This window comes from Microbacterium sp. A20, from assembly GCF_004794515.1.
GTDB lineage: Bacteria > Actinomycetota > Actinomycetes > Actinomycetales > Microbacteriaceae > Microbacterium.
In genome coordinates this window covers 24,537-44,360 of sequence record NZ_SSDF01000091.1, presented here as the reverse complement: position 1 = coordinate 44,360, position 19,824 = coordinate 24,537, and the positions used below count along the sequence as shown (strand labels likewise).

At 67.7% G+C, this 19,824-nt stretch carries 18 protein-coding genes; 11 read left to right on the top strand and 7 right to left on the bottom strand.

Annotated features, from left to right (window positions below; all coding sequences use genetic code 11):
• Positions 1-42: 42 nt before the first annotated feature.
• The gene (locus tag DW298_RS17235; protein ID WP_136043700.1) at positions 43-1,185 is read left to right on the top strand and encodes an acyltransferase family protein; all 1,143 of its coding nucleotides are present in this window, start codon (positions 43-45) and stop codon (positions 1,183-1,185) included.
• Positions 1,182-2,060 carry a serine hydrolase gene (locus DW298_RS17230; protein ID WP_136043699.1) on the top strand — a complete coding sequence of 293 codons (879 nt, stop codon included), beginning with the start codon at positions 1,182-1,184 and terminating at the stop codon, positions 2,058-2,060. The genes DW298_RS17235 and DW298_RS17230 overlap by 4 nt, the downstream gene beginning before the upstream one ends.
• Positions 2,061-2,066: 6 nt before the next feature.
• On the opposite strand, the gene efeB is transcribed toward DW298_RS17230, so the two are convergent.
• The 3 genes from efeB to efeU are packed head-to-tail and all read right to left on the bottom strand — an operon-like array spanning position 2,067 to position 5,583.
• Positions 2,067-3,371, bottom strand: a complete 1,305-nt coding sequence (gene efeB, locus DW298_RS17225) for an iron uptake transporter deferrochelatase/peroxidase subunit (protein ID WP_168429595.1) — start codon at positions 3,369-3,371, stop codon at positions 2,067-2,069.
• 38 nt (positions 3,372-3,409) lie between these two features.
• Positions 3,410-4,642 carry an iron uptake system protein EfeO gene (gene efeO / locus DW298_RS17220; protein WP_136043698.1) on the bottom strand — a complete coding sequence of 411 codons (1,233 nt, stop codon included), beginning with the start codon at positions 4,640-4,642 and terminating at the stop codon, positions 3,410-3,412.
• A complete protein-coding gene (gene efeU, locus DW298_RS17215) occupies positions 4,639-5,583 on the bottom strand; it encodes an iron uptake transporter permease EfeU (protein WP_136043697.1) in 945 nt (314 codons plus the stop codon). The genes efeO and efeU overlap by 4 nt, the downstream gene beginning before the upstream one ends.
• Before the next feature lie 169 nt (positions 5,584-5,752).
• Between efeU and DW298_RS17210 the strand changes: the two genes are divergently transcribed.
• Entirely contained in the window at positions 5,753-6,757 is a 1,005-nt protein-coding gene (locus tag DW298_RS17210; RefSeq protein WP_136043696.1) for a 2-oxoglutarate and iron-dependent oxygenase domain-containing protein, read from the top strand.
• 15 nt (positions 6,758-6,772) lie between these two features.
• On the opposite strand, the gene DW298_RS17205 is transcribed toward DW298_RS17210, so the two are convergent.
• On the bottom strand, positions 6,773-7,438 hold the full coding sequence (locus DW298_RS17205; RefSeq protein WP_136043695.1) for a GntR family transcriptional regulator: 666 nt from the start codon (positions 7,436-7,438) through the stop codon (positions 6,773-6,775).
• An 18-nt stretch (positions 7,439-7,456) separates the two neighbouring features.
• Entirely contained in the window at positions 7,457-8,923 is a 1,467-nt protein-coding gene (locus tag DW298_RS17200; RefSeq protein WP_136043694.1) for a chlorohydrolase family protein, read from the bottom strand.
• Positions 8,924-9,115: 192 nt separating this feature from the next.
• On the opposite strand from DW298_RS17200, the gene DW298_RS17195 reads away from it, so the two are divergent.
• From DW298_RS17195 to DW298_RS17165, 7 genes are all read left to right on the top strand, one after another.
• Positions 9,116-10,129: an ABC transporter permease gene (locus tag DW298_RS17195; protein ID WP_240745180.1), complete on the top strand. Its 1,014-nt coding sequence runs from the start codon at positions 9,116-9,118 to the stop codon at positions 10,127-10,129.
• A 48-nt stretch (positions 10,130-10,177) separates the two neighbouring features.
• The gene (locus tag DW298_RS17190) at positions 10,178-11,902 is read left to right on the top strand and encodes an ABC transporter substrate-binding protein (RefSeq protein ID WP_136043692.1); all 1,725 of its coding nucleotides are present in this window, start codon (positions 10,178-10,180) and stop codon (positions 11,900-11,902) included.
• A gap of 69 nt (positions 11,903-11,971) precedes the next feature.
• Entirely contained in the window at positions 11,972-12,970 is a 999-nt protein-coding gene (locus DW298_RS17185) for an ABC transporter permease (RefSeq protein ID WP_136043691.1), read from the top strand.
• Complete coding sequence (locus DW298_RS17180; protein WP_136043690.1) at positions 12,970-13,992, top strand: ABC transporter ATP-binding protein; 1,023 nt, start codon at positions 12,970-12,972, stop codon at positions 13,990-13,992. Before DW298_RS17185 ends, DW298_RS17180 begins: the two co-directional genes overlap by 1 nt.
• On the top strand, positions 13,989-15,020 hold the full coding sequence (locus DW298_RS17175) for a dipeptide ABC transporter ATP-binding protein (RefSeq protein WP_136043689.1): 1,032 nt from the start codon (positions 13,989-13,991) through the stop codon (positions 15,018-15,020). Before DW298_RS17180 ends, DW298_RS17175 begins: the two co-directional genes overlap by 4 nt.
• Positions 15,007-16,215 carry an amidohydrolase gene (locus DW298_RS17170; RefSeq protein WP_136043688.1) on the top strand — a complete coding sequence of 403 codons (1,209 nt, stop codon included), beginning with the start codon at positions 15,007-15,009 and terminating at the stop codon, positions 16,213-16,215. The genes DW298_RS17175 and DW298_RS17170 overlap by 14 nt, the downstream gene beginning before the upstream one ends.
• On the top strand, positions 16,199-17,407 hold the full coding sequence (locus DW298_RS17165; protein ID WP_168429594.1) for an MFS transporter: 1,209 nt from the start codon (positions 16,199-16,201) through the stop codon (positions 17,405-17,407). The genes DW298_RS17170 and DW298_RS17165 overlap by 17 nt, the downstream gene beginning before the upstream one ends.
• 79 nt (positions 17,408-17,486) lie before the next feature.
• Here DW298_RS17165 and rpsO read toward each other — a convergent pair whose 3' ends face one another.
• Entirely contained in the window at positions 17,487-17,756 is a 270-nt protein-coding gene (gene rpsO, locus DW298_RS17160) for a 30S ribosomal protein S15 (protein WP_005048780.1), read from the bottom strand.
• Between the two features lie 186 nt (positions 17,757-17,942).
• Here rpsO and DW298_RS17155 point away from each other — a divergent pair, with 186 nt between their 5' ends.
• A complete protein-coding gene (locus DW298_RS17155) occupies positions 17,943-19,235 on the top strand; it encodes an MFS transporter (protein WP_136043686.1) in 1,293 nt (430 codons plus the stop codon).
• 33 nt (positions 19,236-19,268) lie between these two features.
• Here the strand turns inward: DW298_RS17155 and DW298_RS17150 are convergent, their stop codons facing one another.
• Entirely contained in the window at positions 19,269-19,823 is a 555-nt protein-coding gene (locus DW298_RS17150) for a YceI family protein (protein WP_136043685.1), read from the bottom strand.
• Position 19,824: the final 1 nt, after the last annotated feature.

Genomic DNA, 19,824 nt, shown 5'->3' with positions numbered 1-19,824 from the left:
CGCGCTCATCGCAACTTTATTCCCGGCCTGTAGCCTCGAACGATGAGCAGTACCGGCGCGGACATCTCAGGGCCCACCACAGGATCGATCCCGCGAAAACGCCGGCGCGTGCCCTTCTGGGACAACGCGCGATACATCTGCATCGTCCTCGTCGTGCTCGGGCATGCGATCCAGCGACTCATCTACGATTCGGACATCGCCTTCGCCTTCTACCTGGCGCTGTATGCATTCCACATGCCGGCGTTCGCGATCATCTCCGGCTACTTCTCCAAGTCGGGCACGCCCACCAAGACGCAGATGGCCCGGGTGATCACGGACATCATCCTCCCGTACGTGATCTTCGAGACCCTGTGGACGCTCACCAAGTGGCTCGTCGAGGGCGAGGCGACACCGAACTTCACGAAGCCGAGCTGGACCCTGTGGTTCCTGCTCGCGCTCGGCATCTTCCGGCTGGTGCTCCCCTATCTCGCACTGCTGCGCTGGCCATTGCTGTGGACGGTCGTGATCTCGATCGGCTCCGGCTATCTTCCGAACGTCGACAGCACGTTCTCGCTGTCCCGCACTCTCGGTCTCCTGCCGTTCTTCGCGCTCGGCTGGTGGCTGCGCGAGCACGACATCGTCGATCGGCTCCGCCTGCTCGATTTCCGTCCCTGGTGGATCCGGGTCGCCGCGGTCGCGGTCTTCGCGGGGGTCGGCTGGGCGGCGTGGAACTGGCTGCCACTGTGGCAGGCCGTCGACCTGCGTCACTGGCTGTTCTACGAGGACTCGTACTCCGACCTGGTCGGCGACCAGTGGTGGGCCGGCGCGATCCGCATCGCCCTGATGCTGCTCGCGGTCCTGCTGTGCGCCGCCTTCTTCGCCCTGATCCCGCGCGGCTCGTACTGGTGGACCACGTTCGGCCAGTACACGATGTACGTCTACCTCCTCCACTCGTTCGTGCTCTATCCGTTCCGCGAGACGGGCGCGCTGCGCGATCTGGAACCGACGTGGATCTGGCTGCCGCTGGTGACGGCGCTCTCCGTGGTCGTCGCATTGCTGCTGGCCACGAAGCCGGTGCGCTGGGTGTTCCGGCCACTCGTCGAGCCTCGCCCCCGCTGGCTCTTCGCCGACCCCGCGCTCACATCGCGGGAAGGACGCCGAAACGACCCCACCGGATCGCGACGACCGCGGGCCGAGTCTCGATGACCGTCGCCGAGGCAGTCCGCGACCGCATCGTCGAGGCCGCGTCCATGTCGGGGTTCGACGCGCACGGACTCCACGTGCGCATCGGAGCCGGCGAGGCGGACCACCGCTGGACGCCCGATGTGCGCGAGGACATGCATTCGGTCGCCAAGGGCGTATGCGTGCTGGCGGCCGCGATCGCCGCCGATGAGGGCGCGATCTCCTTCGATGTGCCCGTGGCCACGTACCTGCCCGACTTCGATCTCGGTGACGATGTCGACGCGGTCACCCTGCGCCACCTGCTCACGATGTCGAGCGGCATCGATCTGCCGTGGTCCGAGACGTTGATGACGGACTGGCCGGACCTCGCCCGCGAGTTCCTGAGTCGGCCGTCGCGCGGGCGGGTGTTCCAGTACTCGAACGCCAGCACCTACACCGCGATGACGGCACTCGCCGCGCGAGTCGGAGATGTGGGCGATTACCTGGACGTCCGATTCTTCCGCCCGCTCGGAATCGATGGCGTGGCCTGGGCGCGGAGCCCGAACGGACGCATCGAAGCGGGCGGCGGGCTTCCGTTGCGAACGAGCGAGATGGCGCGGATCGGCCTGCTGATCCGCGACCGCGGGAGGTGGCGCGGCGAGCAGCTGGTTTCGCCGCAGTGGATCGATGCGATGCACGAGAACGGCGTCGTCGCCGGCCCGAACCCCGGCTACGACCGCTACGCCCTCGCCGGCTGGGGCGGTCCCGGACGCGGGTGGCGGCTCCACGGCGCACACGGCCAGCTGCTGATCTTCCTCGACGACGCGGTCGTGACCATCACCGCTGCCGACCACTTCGGCGCGGACGAGATGGCCGCCACGGTGGTCGACATCCTCGAGACCGCCCGACACGGGGTCTGAGCAGAGTCAGGCGAACAGCTGCGCGCCCACGTACGAACCGGGGGTCGCTCCTCGCGGCACGGCCCAGATCCCCGAGCCGACGTGCCGGATGTACTCGTTCATCAGATCGGTCGACAGCCGCCTCTGCAGCGAGATGAACTGCGCGGGGTCGCGCTGGTATGACAGGAAGAAGAGTCCGGCGTCGAGGCGTCCGAGTTCGTTGTTGCCGTCGACGTAGTTGTAGCCGCGGCGCAGGATCCGCACCCCGTCGTTCTGTTCGGGATGCGCCAGGCTCACGTGACTGTTCGGGTCGATGGCACGACCGTGGAAATCGGGCGGGGTGAACTCATCTCCACCCGAGAGCGGCGCACCCTCCCCCTTGTCACGTCCGATGATCGCGTCCTGCTCCGACAGGCGCACACGATCCCAGGTCTCGATCAGCATCGCGATCTTGCGGGCGACGAGGTACGAGCCACCCGCGAGCCAGGCGGGTTCGTCCTTCTCAGACACCCACACATGGTCGGCGAGGGCCTCGGTGTCATCGGCGAGGATGTTCGCGGTGCCGTCCTTGAAGCCGAAGAGGTTGCGGGGCGTGGCCTGCGCGGCGGTCGTGCGCGAGGTCTTGCCGAATCCCAGCTGCGACCAGCGCAGGCGCGCACGCCCGAAGGCGATACGGCTGAGGTTGCGGATCGCGTGCACGGCGACCTGGGGGTCGTCGGTGCAGGCCTGGATGCAGAGGTCTCCGTGGGAGGCCTGCGGGTCGAGATCGTCGCCGAGGAATGGCGGGAGCCGTTCGAGGCCCGGTGGACGCCGCGCGGCTATCCCGTAGCGGTCGCCGTCTTCGTTCTCGAAGAGGCCGGGCCCGAACCCGAACGTGATCGTGAGGCCGGAGGCCGGGAGTCCCTGCGCCTCGCCGGTGTCGTCCGGCGGTGCTTCGGCGGGGCCGCCGACGGCGCCGCTCGCGCTGACCTCGAGTCCCTGCGACATGCGGGCCGCGGCGTACGACCAATCCTGCAGCAGCGAGATCAGATCGTCGCGGTCGCTGCGCGGCATCATGTCGAAGCTCGCGAAATGCAGATGATCCTGCACCGGCGTGGTGATGCCGGCCTGGTGCGTCCCGAAGAACTCGTACGCCGAATGCGCGTCCTCCGCGGCGCGCGCCCGGCCCAGCGCCACTCCCCCGGTCAGGCCCGCGCCAGCCCCGACCGCAAGCCCGGCCACGCCACCGCCGATGGCGAGGCCGAGGAGTCCGCGCCTGCTCAGCCCGCCGGAGGCGGAGACCTCACCCGTCGATGAGGTGTCGGGCGCGGCCTCCGCTGCTGGTTCGTTCACGTCCGTGATGGTATCCGTTCGATTCCGCTCGACGCTGTTCAGTCGAGGACGGTGCTGGTGAGCTGCGAGAGCGGCTCGGCCAGTGCGTTGATCAGGTCGGTGAACTCGCGCTTGTCGTCTTCGATCAGTTCGGCGTAGCCGACGAAGCCGTCGGTCAGTGAGCCGTGAGCGGCGAGAGACTCCTCGAGCGCGGCGTAGCCGCCCTCGATCTCCGCGACGAGTGCCTCACCGTCGTCGCCTTGTGCCGCGGCGAAGTCCTTCACCAGCGAGAACGCCATCTTCGAGCCTTCGACATTCGCCGCGAAGTCGTAGAGGTCGGTGCCCGACCACCAGTCCTCCTCGCCCGAGATCTTGCCCGTGGCGACCTCGTCGAGCAGTGCGATGGAGCCGTTCGAGATGCCTCCGATCCCCTGATCGTCGAGAGCCGTCGTGAAGTCGTCGGAATGCACATAGTCGTAGAGCTCCTGCACGTCGGCGAGCAGCAGGTCGCCGAAGTCAGCGCGCTCTGCCGGCGTCGACGGAGCCCAATCCTGCCAGGCCGGGGTCTCACCATCGGCGTTGAGCGCGTCCTGCGCCGGCACCCACAGGTCTTTCTCGATGCGGTGGAACCCCGTCCAGTCCAGGCCCTCGGCCACCGCGTCGACCTCGCGGTAGTCGATTCGCGGATCAAGGTCTCCGAGCGCCTCGGCGACCGGCTCGATGCGCTCGTAGAACGCACGGGTCAGCGGGAACTTCGCGCGGGCGGCCTCATCATCTCCTGACTCGTACGCCGCGACGAACTCCTCGACGGCCGGGACGAGCTGGCCGACCTGGTCCTTGACGAACGCGGCGTAGAGGTCGACGGCCTGCTGCTTCTGCTCGGCATCGGGACCGTCGACGGCGACGCGGTCACCGGTGACGGTGAAGGCCGCCTTTCCGACGCCGTCGCCGAGCATGCCGGGCTTGCACAGCGTGAAGTAGTCGCCGGGCTGCGCGACCACGGTCAGCGTGCGCGAGGCGGCCGGCGCGATGTTCTCCACCTCGCCGACGATGCGCAGACCGTCCTCGGCCAGCAGGTAGAACTCCGAGACCTGATCCGTGTCGTTCTTCACGTCGAAGGTGAGGGTTCCGCTCTTCGCCGTGGCCGCCGAGACCGCGCAGTCGCCATCGGTCGACGAGACGTCGAACGAGGCACCGGCCGCGACATCGCTCTTCGCGACGCAGCCGCTCAGGACGAGGACGGCAGCGCCCGCGGCGGCGAGTGCCCCCAAGACACGATGAGAGGTGGTCATACTGCTCCTTGTGGTGAGAGAGGGGTCGTGTCGGATTCGAGCTCGTCCGAAGCACGGGGCTTCGGCGCGCGGCGCGAGCGGAGACCGCGGACGTACAACGAACCGACGATGAGGATGTAGAGAGTCCAGGCGATGACCTGCAGCCAGGTCATCGCCGGCATGAAGCCGACAGTGGCCTGCAGCACAGCGGCGAGCGCCCCGCTGGGTGCGATGGCGGACGACACGTCGAACGCCCAGCCGAACGGGAACGCCGCCCACCCGATCGCGACCGCCCCGGTGGCGGGATCGAGCGGCGCCGCGCTGGTGAACGGGCCGGGGAGGGCGCCGGCCTCCTGGAGATCCATCAGCGCATAGGCGAGCACCCCCGCGGCGACGATGACCAGGAAGCCGCCGGTCCAGGCGAAGAAGCGGCGGAGATCGAGCTTCACGGCCCCGCGCGAGATGAGCCAGCCGATGATGACGGCGGCCGCGAGCCCGAGCAGAGCGCCGAGGAGAGCGGACGGCGCGTCGCCGAAGGCCTGCACCATCGACCAGAGGAGGAGCGTCGTCTCGATGCCCTCCCGCGCGACGGACACGAAGCCGATCGCGATCAACGCCCAGAGTCCGCCGACCGTGAGCGCACGATCGATGCCACCCTCCAACGTCGCCTTCATGGTGCGTCCGGCACGCTGCATCCAGAAGATCATCCACGTGACCATCGCGACGGCGAGCAGCGAGAGCCCGCCGCCGATCAGCTCCTGCGCCTCGAAGGTGAGCTCGTAGGCGCCGAATGTGAGCACGGCACCGATACCCAGGGCCAGGACGATGGCGAGGCCGACACCGACCCACATCTTCGGCAGGGCGTCCCTCCGGCCGAGGCGGCGGAGGTAGGCGACGAGGATGCCGACGACGAGCGCGGCTTCCAGACCTTCACGGAGGCCGATGAGAAAAGTGGCGAGCACGGAGACGATTTCTATAGCGACGATTGAGGTAAGGCAGCCCTTACCTAAAGGACTCTAGCACCGCGTTCGCATCATCCCGGAACACCGAATGCCGCCCACCGGTGACCCCGGACGGTAACGCGGCGCAACAGTCGCCCTCCCGCCCCGAAAGCCGACATACCCTCGGTCCATGGCTGAACTCTCGCTCCCCATCCTCGACCTGTCCCAGCTCGATGAAGGCCCGGAGGCCGCCGCACGATTCCGCGACGACCTCAGGGCGGCGACGCACGACGTCGGCTTCTTCTACCTCACCGGCACAGGCATCTCCCCCGAGCTCGAGGCGCGCCTGCACCGCGCCGCCCTCGACTTCTTCGCCCTCCCCGAGGCCGACAAGCTCGCCATCGAGAACGTCAACAGCCCGCACTTCCGCGGCTACACCCGCATCGGCGGCGAGCGGACCCAGGGCCAGGTCGACTGGCGCGAGCAGATCGACATCGGACCCGAGCGCGAGCCCGTCGAGGGCGGTCCGGCGTTCAACCGTCTCGTCGGGCCCAACCTGTGGCCCGCGGCACAGCCGGAGCTGCAGGAGGTCGTCGCCGAATGGCACGCGACCCTGTCCGACGTCGCCCGGCGTCTCCTGCGGGAGTGGGCACAGACGCTCGGAGCCGATGAGACCTACTTCGACGATCACTTCGGTGAGCCCTCGACGCTTATCAAGATCGTCCGCTACCCGGGAACCCACGAACCCGAGCCGCAGCAGGGCGTCGGGGCGCACAAGGACTCGGGCGTCCTCACACTCCTCTGGGTCGAACCCGGCAAGGGCGGCCTGCAGGTCGAACGCGATGGCACCTGGGTCGACGCTCCCCCGGTGCCCGGCGCCTTCGTCGTGAACATCGGCGAGCTGCTGGAGTACGCCACCGGCGGCTACCTCAAGGCGACGAACCACCGCGTCGTGTCGCCCAAGGCTCCGAACGACCGGATCTCGATCCCGTTCTTCTTCAACCCCGCGCTCGACCAGCGCCTCCCGCTGATCGAGCTTCCGCCCGAGCTCGCGGCGGAGGCGAAGGGCGTCACGAAGGATCCGAACAACCCGATCCATGCCCTCTATGGGGAGAACGCCCTCAAGTCGCGCCTGCGCGCTCACCCCGACGTCGCTGCGATCCACCACGCCGACCTCGTGGGCGCGACGGCCTGACCCGAACGACCGTCGCTACCAGTCGAGCGCCTTCGCGAGAGCTTCGATGATGGGTTCGCGCCCCTGGTCGATGTGCGCGTAGGCCTGCGCAGCCGCCACCTCACCGCGCCCGGCGACGATGGCATCGAGCAGCTGCTGGTGCTCCACCGCGTGCTCCTGCTCGCGCGTGGCGTGCGTGATCCCGAAGATCCACTGCATCCGGCCGAGCATGGGCAGCAGACTGCGTTCGAGGATGCGATTCCCGGAGAGGCGCACGATCTCGAGGTGAAACCCGAGATTCGATTCCCCCAACTCCGCCGTCTCACCCGGAGCGAGCGCACGCTCGAGGAGCTCGCGCAACCGGTCAGCGCTCGCCGCTCCCGAGTGGACACGCTGCGCGGCATGGCGCGTCGCATAGGGCTCGATGCACAGCCGCGCGTCATACAGCTCCTCGACGTCTGCCCTGGTCACCGGCGTCACACTCGCCCCTTTGTTTCGGGTCGTGACGACGAAACCCTCCACCTCCAGCCGCTGGAGTGCCTGCCGAACCGGGACGCGGGACACCTCGAACCGCTCCGACAGATCCCGCTCCTTCAGCCAGGATCCCGGCGTGAGCTCGCCGATGATGATCCTGCGCAGCACGCCGCGATAGACCCGCTCGGCGAGGGCGGATCCGTCGGTGATCATGCTGTCGGAACTCATCGCGGAACCTCTCGGGTGTCAGGCATGAAGGGGGAAGACCGGAGGGAAGAGTTCGTCCGTCGTTCCGCTCAGATGGTCGCGCCCAGTGTAGGCGTTCCGCATCCGTGCGAAGAGGATCTGCGTGTCGGCGCGGATCGCGTCGAGGTCGATCCCGTCGACCCTCCCGTCTCGCATGACGACCCGACCGGCGACCATCGTCAGACACGCATCGCGCGCCGTGCCGTTGAGGACCAGGGTGCGCAGCGGGTCATCGACGGCGCCCATCCGCACGTCGTCCAGCCGGAACGCCGTCAGATCGGCCTGGGCGCCGAGCGCGATTCGACCGAGATCCGGCCGATGAAGCGCCTGAGCCCCTCCGAGCGTCACCGCGTCGACATAACCCGCGAGGTCGCCGGCAGCCAGACTGCCGTTCTGCACCTTCGCGACCGACACCCCGGTGTCGATGCCCCGGACGAGGTCGGGCGGGAACGAATCCGTACCGAGCGCGATGTTCACTCCGGCCTGCCGGTAGCGCTGGAACGTCTCCAGCTCGGATCCGTAGCGGGCGTTCGTCAGCGGGCAGTGCACGATCGACACCCCGGCATCGACCAGTCGGGCGAGGTCGCCGCGGTCTTCGCCGTGCACCCGCGGGTTCACGTCGAGGAACACGCCGTGCGGCACGATGAGGCGATCGTTCAGCAGCCCCATCTTCTCGATGAACTCGAGCGGAGTGCAGCCGTGGGCATGGAGGACGAGCTCGCGCTCGACCTCGCCCTGCAGCGCATGAAGCCGGACGATCGCGCCGCGCTCGGCAGCCGCCGCTGCGGTCGCCGCAAGCAGCGCAGGAGTCAAGGTCTCGATGCGGCAGGGCAGGAAGACCGGGGTCAGCAGCGGATCGTCGAGTGCAGCGAGTTCGTCGTGGAATCGGACGGCGTCGGCGAACCCGGCCTCACCCTCCTCCGGGGCGAACCGCACCTCGCGTTCACCCGACGCCGTCACGACGTTCACGCCAGACCGATAGGACGGACCGAGGAAGCCGCGCAGCCCGAGCTTCCGCGAGAACTCCGCCATCCGGTGAAGGTCGGTCGCCGACTCAGCCCACGCCGAGTGCACCTCCGAGGCGATGGGCATGTACGAGGTGATGCCGTGCAGCGCGAGCTGGACGAGAGCTATCTCCCGCACTCGCGCGCGTTCTTCCTCGTCGAACACATGCCGTCGACGATCGAAATAGCCTTCTGACCACTGCAGTCGCGCCGACTGCTCGCGGGTACCCCATGCGTCCAGGATCAGGTGGTCGATGTCCGTGAGCGCGTCCAGGTCGATGAGCCCGGGCATCAGCAGGCTCTCCCCGAGGTCGATGCGGTCATCGACGTTCGACGGCGCCTCCTCGGCCGGACCGGCATAGGCGATCACATCGTCCTCGACGATCACGGCCCCCTGCCGAAGTTCTGCATGTGAGGTGCCGTCGAACACCAGGACGTGGTCGGCGGTGAGCAATGTGCGCATGAGAGCCCCGATGATCTGAGATGCGGTTTGGTATCCAAAAACTATCTCACGCGCCTACTCCCCTCAACCGCCGCCGCTGAATTCGCCCACTAAATCGGCGCCGTATTGACGTCTTGGAGATTTGGTATCCCAAGTTGACCGATGCTGGTATACAATTCTGAGCACCCGCTCCCCGAGCCATCAAGGAAGATCGTGACGGACACCCAGACGCTGAGCCCGAAGACGGAGGCGCTGCCCACCGCGCCGCCGAAGATCGCGACCGGACGCTCGCTCCTCGGGACGGCGTGGCTGCGCATCCGTCGGAGTCCGGTCGCACTCGCCTCCTTCGGGGTCGTCGTGGCGATCGTGCTCTTCGCCCTGCTCGCCCCCGTGGTGGTCGCGATCGAGGGGCAGGATCCGTTCACCACGAACACCGGGCCCGAAGTGCTCGACAACTTCAACACCCCCGGCCTGCCGCTCCCCGCGTACATGTACCCGTCCGTGGAGCACTGGCTCGGGGTCGAGCCGGGACTCGGGCGCGACATCTTCGCGCGCATCGCCTACGGAGCGCAGGTCTCGCTGCTGATCGCCCTTCTGTCTACCGTGGTCTCGGTCGTCCTCGGCACCGTGCTCGGCGCCGCTGCCGGCTACTTCGGTGGCAAGGTCGACATGGTCATCAGCCGCATCATCGATCTGTTCCTCGCGTTCCCGCATCTTCTCCTGGTGCTCTCGCTCACCCCGATCCTGCAGTCGCGGCTGCGGGACACCCCGCTCGGTCAGGGCAGCTTCGTCCCCATCGCCTCCCTCGTGCTGATCCTCGGGTTCTTCGGCTGGGCGTACCTGGCCAGAGTCGTGCGCGGCCAGGTGCTGAGCATCCGCGAGCAGGAGTACATCGAGGCGGCGAAGTCCTACGGAGCCTCGCACCGGACCATCATCTTCCGTCAGGTGATCCCGAACGTGCTCGGGGTCGTGCTCGTGTACGCGACCATGATGATCCCCGCGAACATCTCCGCCGAAGCCGCACTGTCGTTCCTCGGCGTCGGCGTGAAGGACCCGACGCCGTCCTGGGGGCAGATGCTCAACGCCGCACAGGCGGGCAACTGGTATCTGAGCGACCCCTGGTTCCTGATCGTGCCCGGCACCGCGCTCATCATCACGGTGCTCGCTTTCAACCTGCTCGGCGACGCCGTGCGTGATGCGCTCGATCCCAAGGCCTCCCGCAGCTGACCTTTCCCGCTCCCGAACATCCCGACCCCCACTGAAAGAGAACGCGTCATGAGACACCGCAGTCCCCTGCTCGCCGCTGCGACCGTGGCCATCGCCCTGGTCGTCACCGGTTGCACGAGCGTCACCGCACAGAACGGGCAATCCGCCCCCACCGGCTCGAAGGACCCGTACGCCGCGCACATCGTGCAGCCGGGCTTCGACGAGGCCGGCGGCAACGTCAACGTCCTGATGTCGAGCGACTTCATGACGCTCGACCCCGGCAACAGCAACTACGTGCAGACCGCGAACGTCGGCCAGCTCTACTACCGCACGTTGACGATGGCGAAGGAGACGGCCGGAGAGCCGCCCACGATCGTCGGCGACCTCGCGACCGATACCGGCACCGCCTCGGAGGACGGCCTCACCTGGACCTACACCCTCAAGGACGGGTTGAAGTACGAGAACGGTACACCCATCACCGCCGCCGACGTGAAGTACGGCATCGCCCGCACGTTCGCGCGCGACGTCTTCACCCAGGCGCCGCAGGAGTTGAACTCCGCTCTCGACGCCGATGACTACAAGGGGCCGTACTCGGGCGGTGGCGATCTGACGGCCGTCGAGACCCCCGACGACAAGACGGTGATCTTCCACCTGAAGCAGCCGAACCCGGACTTCGCCGCACTCGTGTCGCGTTCCAACACGGCGCCGGTCCCGCAGGCGAAGGACACGATGCTCGACTACACGAACCACCCGATCTCTTCGGGCCCGTACATGATCGCCAGCTACGACCGCGGCCGGGAGCTGAAGCTCGTGCGCAATCCCTCCTGGGACCCCGCGACCGATGAGAACCGGACCGCCCTCCCGGACACCTTCACGTTCTCCCTCTCGACCGCGCAGGCGACCATCAGCCAGCAGCTGATCTCCGACGCCGACCCGACCGCGATCACACTCGACTCGAACGGCGCCCTGCAGGCCTCGGACACGTCACGCCTGACCGAGTCGTCTGTCGCCGACCGCACGGCTTCCGGACTGCTCGGCTGCACCGACGTGCTGAACTTCAACACCGAGACCATCACCGACCCCGACGTGCGCCACGCGCTCGCCCTGGCGATGGACCGTGCGGCGATCCAGGTGCAGTACGGCGGTGCGCGCTTCGGCAAGCTCACCAACTCGTACCTCAACGATTCTCAGGTCGGCTACGTCGCCGAGACCACCGACCTCGACATCGACGGCGCCCCGCAGCTCGACGCCGCGAAGAAGCTGCTCGAGGGCAAGGACGTTCCGGCCTCGCTCACGTACGGATACTCGAACGCGATCGACCGGTACAAGAACCTCGGCACCGTGCTCCAGCAGAACTTCGCCGAGCTCGGCATCGATCTGCAGCTCGTGCCGATCCCGGCGGCGAACTACTACACGGTGCTCGCCAGCGACGAGATGCCCGACATCGCCCGCGCCGGCTGGTGCGGTGGTGCGGCCTCCGGATCCACCCGGACCACGGTCGACCCCAACATCGGGCCGAGCCTCGACGGAACGACGTACGGCTTCAGCAACATCTCGCGCTTCTACGACGAGAAGCTCTCCGGCGACATGTACGAGCTGCGCAACACCAACGGCACCTCCGAAGAGCTGAACACCGAGTGGGCGGAGCTCTACAACGAGGCCATGGAGTCGTACCCGCTCGTTCCGCTGATCCGCACCTTCACCAACAGCGTCGTGGGCTCGAAGATCCACAACGCCCAGGTGGGGTACTTCTTCGGAAGCATCGACCTGTCCACCATCGGCGTCGAGCAGTAACGCCCGACACGACACCTCCGGAAAGGACGGGGCCGACCGCTTGGTCGGTCGGCCCCGTACGGGACAGCAATGTTCGGATTCATCGTCCGCCGCGTGACCGCGCTGGTCATCCTCCTGCTCGTCGTGAGCTTCGTGACGTTCGCCCTGTTCCAGATCGGCCCGGCAGACCCTGCGGCAGCCGCCTGTGGCCAGGAGTGCACCCCTGACCGCATCGACCAGGCGCGCGTCGCTCTCGGCATGGACAAGCCGTTCCTGGTGCAGTACTTCACCTACCTCAGTGGGTTCTTCAGCGAACGGCTCATCGGAGCCCCCGGCGCCGAGCAGGTGTGCGCCTGGCCCTGCCTGGGCAAGTCGTTCCAGACGAACGAGAACGTCACCGACGTCATCGTCCGGGCGCTCCCCTACACGATCTCCATCGCCGTCGGCGCTGTCGTGCTGTGGACCGTGGTCGGCGTCGGCCTCGGGCTCCTCGCCGCGCTCCGCAAGGGCAGGGCGACGGACAAGATCATCGTCGGCGCCGCATCCGTGGGCGTCTCGCTCCCCGTCCCTGTCACCGGGCTGCTGCTCCTGCTCGTGTTCGTGAGCGCACTGCACTGGCTGCCGTTCACGAGCAATCAGATCTCCTCCCCGTTCGGCCCCGCCGGACCCGGGGCGTGGTTCACGAACTACCTGCTCCCCTGGGTCGCGCTGGCCATCCTGTTCAGTGCGCAGTACATCCGCATCACGCGGAACAACATGATCGAGACCTTCGGCGAGGACTACATGCGCACGGCGCGTGCGAAGGGTCTGAGTCCCGGACGCATCACGACCCACGGGGTCCGTGCCGGCATCACTCCGATCATCACCATGCTGGGCCTGGACATCGGCGCCCTGCTCGGCGGTGCCGTGCTGACGGAGCAGATCTTCTCCGTCCCCGGTCTCGGGTTCACCGCGGTGCGGGCAGCCACCTCGGGAGACCTGCCGGTCACCATGGCGATCACGATGCTCGCCGCCTTCTTCATCATCACCGCGAACGTCATCGTTGACCTCGTGTATGCCAGCGTCGACCCGAGAGTGAGAGTCAACTGATGACCACGCCGATCCTCGACATCCGCGATCTGCGGGTGACCTTCCCCACCGACGATGGTCTGGTCAATGCCGTGAACGGCATGGACCTCGTCGTGCAGCGCGGAGAGACCGTCGGCATCGTCGGCGAGTCCGGTTCCGGGAAGACGGTGACCAGTCAGACCCTGATGGGGCTCCTCAAGGGCACCAGCGCCCGGGTCACCGGACAGGTCCTGTTCGACGGCACGGATCTGGTGCCGCTCAGCGAGAGCGAGATGCGCCCGTATCGTGGTCGCAAGATCGGGATGATCTTCCAGGATCCGCTCTCGGCCATGCACCCGTTCTACACCGTGGGTCGGCAGATCTCCGAGGCGTATCGCGTGCACAACCGAGTGAGCGCGAAAGCCGCGAAGGCCCAGGCGATCGAGATGCTGAACCGCGTCGGCATCCCCGACCCGGTGGCACGATACGACTCGTACCCTCACGAGTTCTCCGGCGGCATGCGGCAGCGGGCGATGATCGCGATGGCCCTCATCTGCGAACCGGAGCTCCTGATCGCCGACGAGCCGACCACGGCGCTCGATGTCACGGTGCAGGCGCAGATCCTCGATCTGATCGGATCGCTCCAGGCGGAGACCGGTTCCGCCGTGATCTTCGTCACGCACGATCTAGGCGTCGTCGCCGAAGTCTGCCGGCGCGTCGTCGTCATGTACGGCGGCCAGTGCGTGGAAGAGGCCGGCGTGCACGACCTGTTTTTCCGGACCGCGCACCCCTACGCCCAGGGCCTGCTCGCATCCATGCCCTCGATGGTCGACGACGCAGGGCGCCTCACGCCCATCCCCGGCTTCCCGCCCTCGCTGCTCGATCTCCCGCAGGGCTGCCTCTTCGCCAATCGCTGCCCCGTCGCAGCGCTCGTCCCGGACGACAGATGCCGCACCGAGCGCCCCGGCCTCACGGTGGTCGGCACCGACCACCGTGCCCGCTGCCACCTCACGGACATCGACGTCACGACTCCCACGCTCGATCTGCAGGAGGTGGCCCGATGAGCGAACCGCTGCTGAGCGTCGAGAACCTCGCCAAGCATTTCAGCGTCAGCAAGGGGTTCCTGCGCGGTTCCTCGCAGGTGAAAGCGGTGGACGGGGTCTCCTTCACGCTCGAACGCGGATCGACACTGGGCTTGGTCGGTGAATCCGGCTGCGGCAAGTCCACCACCGGACGGCTGCTGATGCGCCTGCTCACTCCCACGTCGGGGCGGATCCTGCTGGACGGCGCCGACGTCTCGCAGTTGCGCGGAGCGGACCTGCAGCAGTTCCGGCGCCGCGTGCAGATGGTGTTCCAGAACCCTTCCTCGTCGTTGAACCCGCGGCAGAGCGTCGGTGCGGCGATCGCGGCCCCCCTTCAGGCCCAGGGCATCGCCCCCAAGGAGGGTATGAAGAACCGCGTCGCGGCTCTGATGGACAGGGTGGGTCTGCGCCCGGAGCACTACAACCGCTTCCCGCATGAGTTCTCGGGTGGACAGAAGCAGCGTGTCGGCATCGCCAGGGCGCTCGCTCTGGAGCCCGACGTCGTGGTCTGCGACGAGCCGGTATCAGCCCTCGACGTCTCGGTTCAGGCGCAGGTCATCAACCTGCTGCAGGACATCCAGGCCGACACCGGCATCTCCTACGTGTTCATCGCGCACGACCTGTCGGTCGTCAAGCACTTCGCCGACGAGGTCGCCGTCATGTACCTCGGGCGCATCATGGAGCACGGCACCAGGGACGCGGTGTTCGGCGCTCCACAGCACCCGTACACGCAGTCGCTGCTGTCCTCCGTTCCGAGCCCCGATCCCACAGCCGATCGCAGTCGGCGCATCCGTCTCGTCGGCGACCTGCCCCATCCGTCGAACCCGCCCAGCGGGTGCGTGTTCCGCACACGTTGCCCGGTGCTGCCCCTTCTCGACGAAGACAGGCGCCGGCAGTGCGTGGATCAGGTTCCCACCGGCGACGCCGCGTGCCATCATCTCGCTGAAGCCGCCGACCTCGCGTCGCGGCTCGGCTCCCCCGAAGAAAGGAAAGTCCATGCTGATTCGTGACGTGCGCCCCTGGGGCGGCTCCGCCTCCGATGTCCTGATCGAGGACGGGCGCATCACCCGGATCCTCCCTCATGAAGAGGCGCCCGTGTCCGGCGATGACGTCGACGGACGTGGCCGGCTTCTGCTGCCCTCCTTCAGCGACGTGCACGTGCACCTGGATTCGACCCGGATCGGACTGCCGTTCCGTGAGCACACCGGCGCTCCCGGGGTCTGGGGCATGATGATGAACGACCGCGAGAACTGGCGCAATGCGGAGATCGACCTTCCCACCCGCGTGGCCGGTACCCTCGAGCGAATGATCGCCCGGGGGACGACTCGCGTCCGCTCCTACGCGCAGGTCGACGTCGACTGCAAGCTCGAGAAGTTCGACGCGGTGATCGCGGCGAAGGAGAAGTTCGCCGGGCACGCCGACGTGCAGGTGATGACCTTCCCCCAGGCCGGCATCCTTCGCGAAGAAGGGACGGTCGAGTACTTGGAGGAGTCCCTCAAGCAGGGCGCGGACGTGATCGGCGGCATCGATCCGTCACAGCTCGACCGTGACCCCGCCAAGCACCTGGACATCGTGTTCGGTCTCGCCGAGAAGTACCAGGTCGAGGTCGACATCCACCTGCACGAGCCCGGTGCGCTCGGGGTGTTCAGCACCGAGCTCGTGATGGAACGAACACGTGCGCTCGGCATGCAGGGCAAAGTCACAATGTCGCACGCGTACGAACTCGGTTCGGTGAGCGAGGCCACCAGCCGTCGTCTGATCGAGGAGTTCGCCGAGCTCGACATCTCGATGGCCACGGTCGCCCCGTCGACCAGCAACCAGCTCTCGCTGGTACAGCTCGTCGAGGCCGGAGTGCGGATCGGGCTCGGTCAGGATGGCCAGCGCGACTACTGGAGCCCGTACGGCAACACAGACATGCTCGACCGCACCTGGCAGCTGGCCTTCACCAACGGTTTCCGCCGCGACGACCACATCGAGATGGCTCTCGCCGTCGCGACGATGGGTGGCGCGAGCATCATGTCCGCCTCGTCTCCGCGCCTCAAGGGGGTCGACGACCGACCCGGCCTGGCTGTCGGCGACCGGGCCGATCTGGTCCTGGTCGATGGCGAGACGCCCACCAGCGCGGTGATGGACCGAGGAGTCGACCGACTCGTCATGCACGACGGCCGTGTGGTCGCCGATGGCCTTCGTGTCCTCGCGCTCTGAGCGTCGAGGCAGCGAGTTCCGCGATCGCGCGGTCGGGCTCGGCGCAGCCCTGCTGATCGGGCTCAACCTGCGCCCGGCGATCACCTCGGTCGCCGCTCTGCTCGAGCCGACGAGGGTGGCGTTCGACCTCGCACCGGTGCAGCTGAACCTCCTGGCGACGCTGCCGGTGATCGCCTTCGGGATCAGTGCACCGGTCGGGCCGCTGCTCGCCCGCCGTCTCGGCGTGACCAGGGCGCTGATCTGGACCATGGTGGCGCTCGCCGGGGCGCTCGCGCTGCGGGTCGCCGTTCCCGGGGGCATGCTCGCGGGGACGTTCCTCGCCGGGGTATCGATCATGGCTGCAGGGACCCTGCTCCCGCAGTACCTGAAGTCCCTTCGGGCGGGCGGACTCTGGATCGGCCTGAGCAGCATGTCGTTCAGCGCAGGCGCCGCGCTCGGGGCGGGACTCGCCGTGCCGCTGAGCCAGGCGGTCGGCGGGCCCGCCGTGGCACTCGGGCTCTGGGCCGTGCCGGCTCTGATCGCCGCGGGCGCCATGGTCGGCGTGGCACTGCGCTCGGATGCTCCTCCGCCTTCTTCGTCTCGGATGACGTTGCCCCGGTCGGCCCGACCGACCGTCGCACTGATCACCGCGATGTTCGGCCTGCAGGCCATGCTGTTCTTCGCAGTGGCCTCGTGGCTCCCCCGCATCCTCGGAGATCGCGGTGTGGACGCGCAGACCGCCGGCTGGCTGCTCGCGCTGACCAGCGTCGCGGGCCTGGTGCCGACGCTCGTCGCGCCGATCCTCGCCCGACGCCGCCGTGTGCTGCTCTGGTTCGGTCCGGGCCTCGGTATAGCGATGTTGGCGGCGTTCGTCTGGCTCGCTTCCGGCGACGAGTCGTACATCGCGATCACCGTCGTGCTCGGCGCCGTGCAGAGCGCGACGTTCGGGCTCTCGCTCGCGCTCATCGTGATGCTCGCCGCGAACGAGGCCTCGGCGGGCGTGCTGTCAGCTGTGGCGCAGGGCATCGGCTACGCCTTCGCCGGCGCGGGGAGTCTTCTCGTCGGGGTCCTGCACGACCTCACCGCCGGCTGGACGGCGAGCCTCGTGTTCATGATCGTGTGCGCCGCGGCGCTCGCCCTGGTCGTGGGGTTCGTGATCCGCTGCCGCCCGGTCGACCTGCAGGTGCCGTCTGTGGTGCCCGCACGCCCCTGAACACGACGAAGGCCGCCCCACACCGTGGGGCGGCCTTCTCAAGAATGTTCTGCGCGATTGAACGCAGGATCGCCTTGCTTTATCGACGCAGGCCGAGACGCTCGATGAGCGACCGGTAGCGGTTGATGTCGATGTCCTGCAGGTAACCCAGCAGGCGACGGCGCTGACCGACGAGCAGGAACAGACCACGACGCGAGTGGTGGTCGTGCTTGTGCTCCTTGAGGTGCTCGGTGAGGTCCTTGATGCGCTGCGTCAGCATTGCGACCTGCACCTCGGGGGATCCGGTGTCACCGGGGTGCGTCGCGTACTCTTCGATGATCGCCTTCTTGACGTCTGCTTCCAGTGCCATAGATTCGATCCCCTCTCTGCTTGTTGCGCGGCGCCCGACGCCTGATGCGAGGGCTCTCTTTATCCGCGGCCGATCGAACGGCAACCTGAAGAGTCTACCAGCCGAGGGGTCCCCCGCGTGACAACGCCGAGGCCGCGGCCCGATCGGGGTCAACTAGGCTCGAACGGTGCAGAAGAAGATCGACGAGTGAGCGGCCGACGCGGTCACCTGATCGACCTCACTCCTCTCAAGACCAGTCCCGCCTTCGCGCGGATGTGGATCGGATCGACCCTCGCCGGCATCGGTGGCCAGTTGACGATCGTCACCGTGATGCTGCATGTGTTCGTGCTCACCGAGAGCACGTTCGCCGTCTCGATGATCGCGGTCGCCGGACTCATCCCGATGATCCTCGCCGGGCTGTACGGCGGGATGCTCGCGGACGCGTTCGACCGGCGCCGGGTGGCCCTGATCGCGGCGACCATCACATTTGCATCGACCGCACTGCTCGCCGCGCTCACCTGGACCGGCACCGAGACGATCTGGTGGCTGTACGCACTCAGCATGATCAACTCCGCCGCGAACTCTGTGGGCATGGCCACGCGTACGGCGATCGTGCCGCGCCTCATCCCCCGGGGTCAGCTGGCCGCGGCATCCGCACTCAACGGAGTCGCCTTCGGCCTCACGGTCATGGCGGGCCCCGCACTGGCCGGCTTGCTCGTGGCCCTCACCGGCTATGGCTGGACCTACACGATCGACGTCGTGCTGATGCTGTCGATGTTCCTCGGCCTGTGGACGCTCCCGGTGCTGCGGCCGGAGGGCGAGATCGTGCGCCCCGGGCTGGAGTCGCTCGTCGACGGCTGGCGCTTCCTGCGCAGGGCAGGCAACATCCGGATGCAGTACATCATCGACATCATCGCGATGACGTTCGGGCAGCCCCTCGTGCTCTTCCCCGCCCTCGGCACCGTCCTCCTGGGCGGTGGTGCCGTGACGACTGGAATCCTCACGGCGGCCGTCGCGGTCGGAACCTTCGCGTCCAGCATGTTCTCCGGCCGCGTCGTTCAGTACCGGTGGCACGGACGCGGCATCGCGCGGGCTGTCGAGGCCTACGGTGCATCGATCCTGCTCTTCGGTGTGGTGCTGCTGATCGGGGCGTTCTCCGCGCCCGCCGGCGAAGACGCCCCGAACATCGGCCTGATCGTCGCCGCTTGCGTGGCGCTCGCACTCTCGGGCGCGTCCGACAACGTCAGCTCGATCTACCGCAACACGATGATGCAGGCGGCGGTGCCCGATGCGATGCGCGGACGACTGCAGGGCCTGTTCGTCGTGGTCGTGGCCGGTGGCCCGCGGGTCGGAGCCCTCTACGCCGGCACGCTCGCCACGTTGACCACTCTGTGGTTCCCCCCGCTGCTCGGCGGGGTCCTGGTGATCGCCCTCGTCGCGATGCTCTCGCGCCGCAACCGCCGCTTCCACGACTACGACGCAGAGAACCCCGAGCCCTGACGGGCCCGGGGTTCGAGGAACCGCCTGACGGGATCAGTCCTGCTGCAGCGCGCCCTGCAGGTCGAGGTTGATCGTGATGTCCTTGCCCACGAGCACGCCACCGGTCTCGAGTGCGGCGTTCCAGGTGAGACCGAAGTCCTCGCGGTTGATGACGGTCTTCGCGGAAGCGCCCGCCTTGTAGTTGCCATACGGGTCGGTGCCGAAGCCGCCGAAGTCGAGCTCGAAGCTGACCGGCTTGGTGATGCCGCGGATGGTGAGGTCGCCGTCGACGAAGAGCTCGTCGCCCTTGACGCGCGCGCCGGTGGAGACGAACTCCATCGTCGGGAAGTTCTCGGTGTCGAAGAAGTCCGCGGAGCGCAGGTGGGCGTCGCGGCCCTCGTCGTTCGTGTCGACCGAGGTGACGTCGACAGAAGCCTCGACCTTGGCCTCGAGCGGGTTCTCGGGCGCGATCAGGGTCGCGTTCTTGACGCCGAAGGTGCCGCGCACCTTGGAGATCATCATGTGGCGGACGCTGAACGTCACCTCGCTGTGCGAGGGGTCGAGCACCCAGGTGCCGGGACGGTAGCCGGGAATGTCGATGCTGGTCATG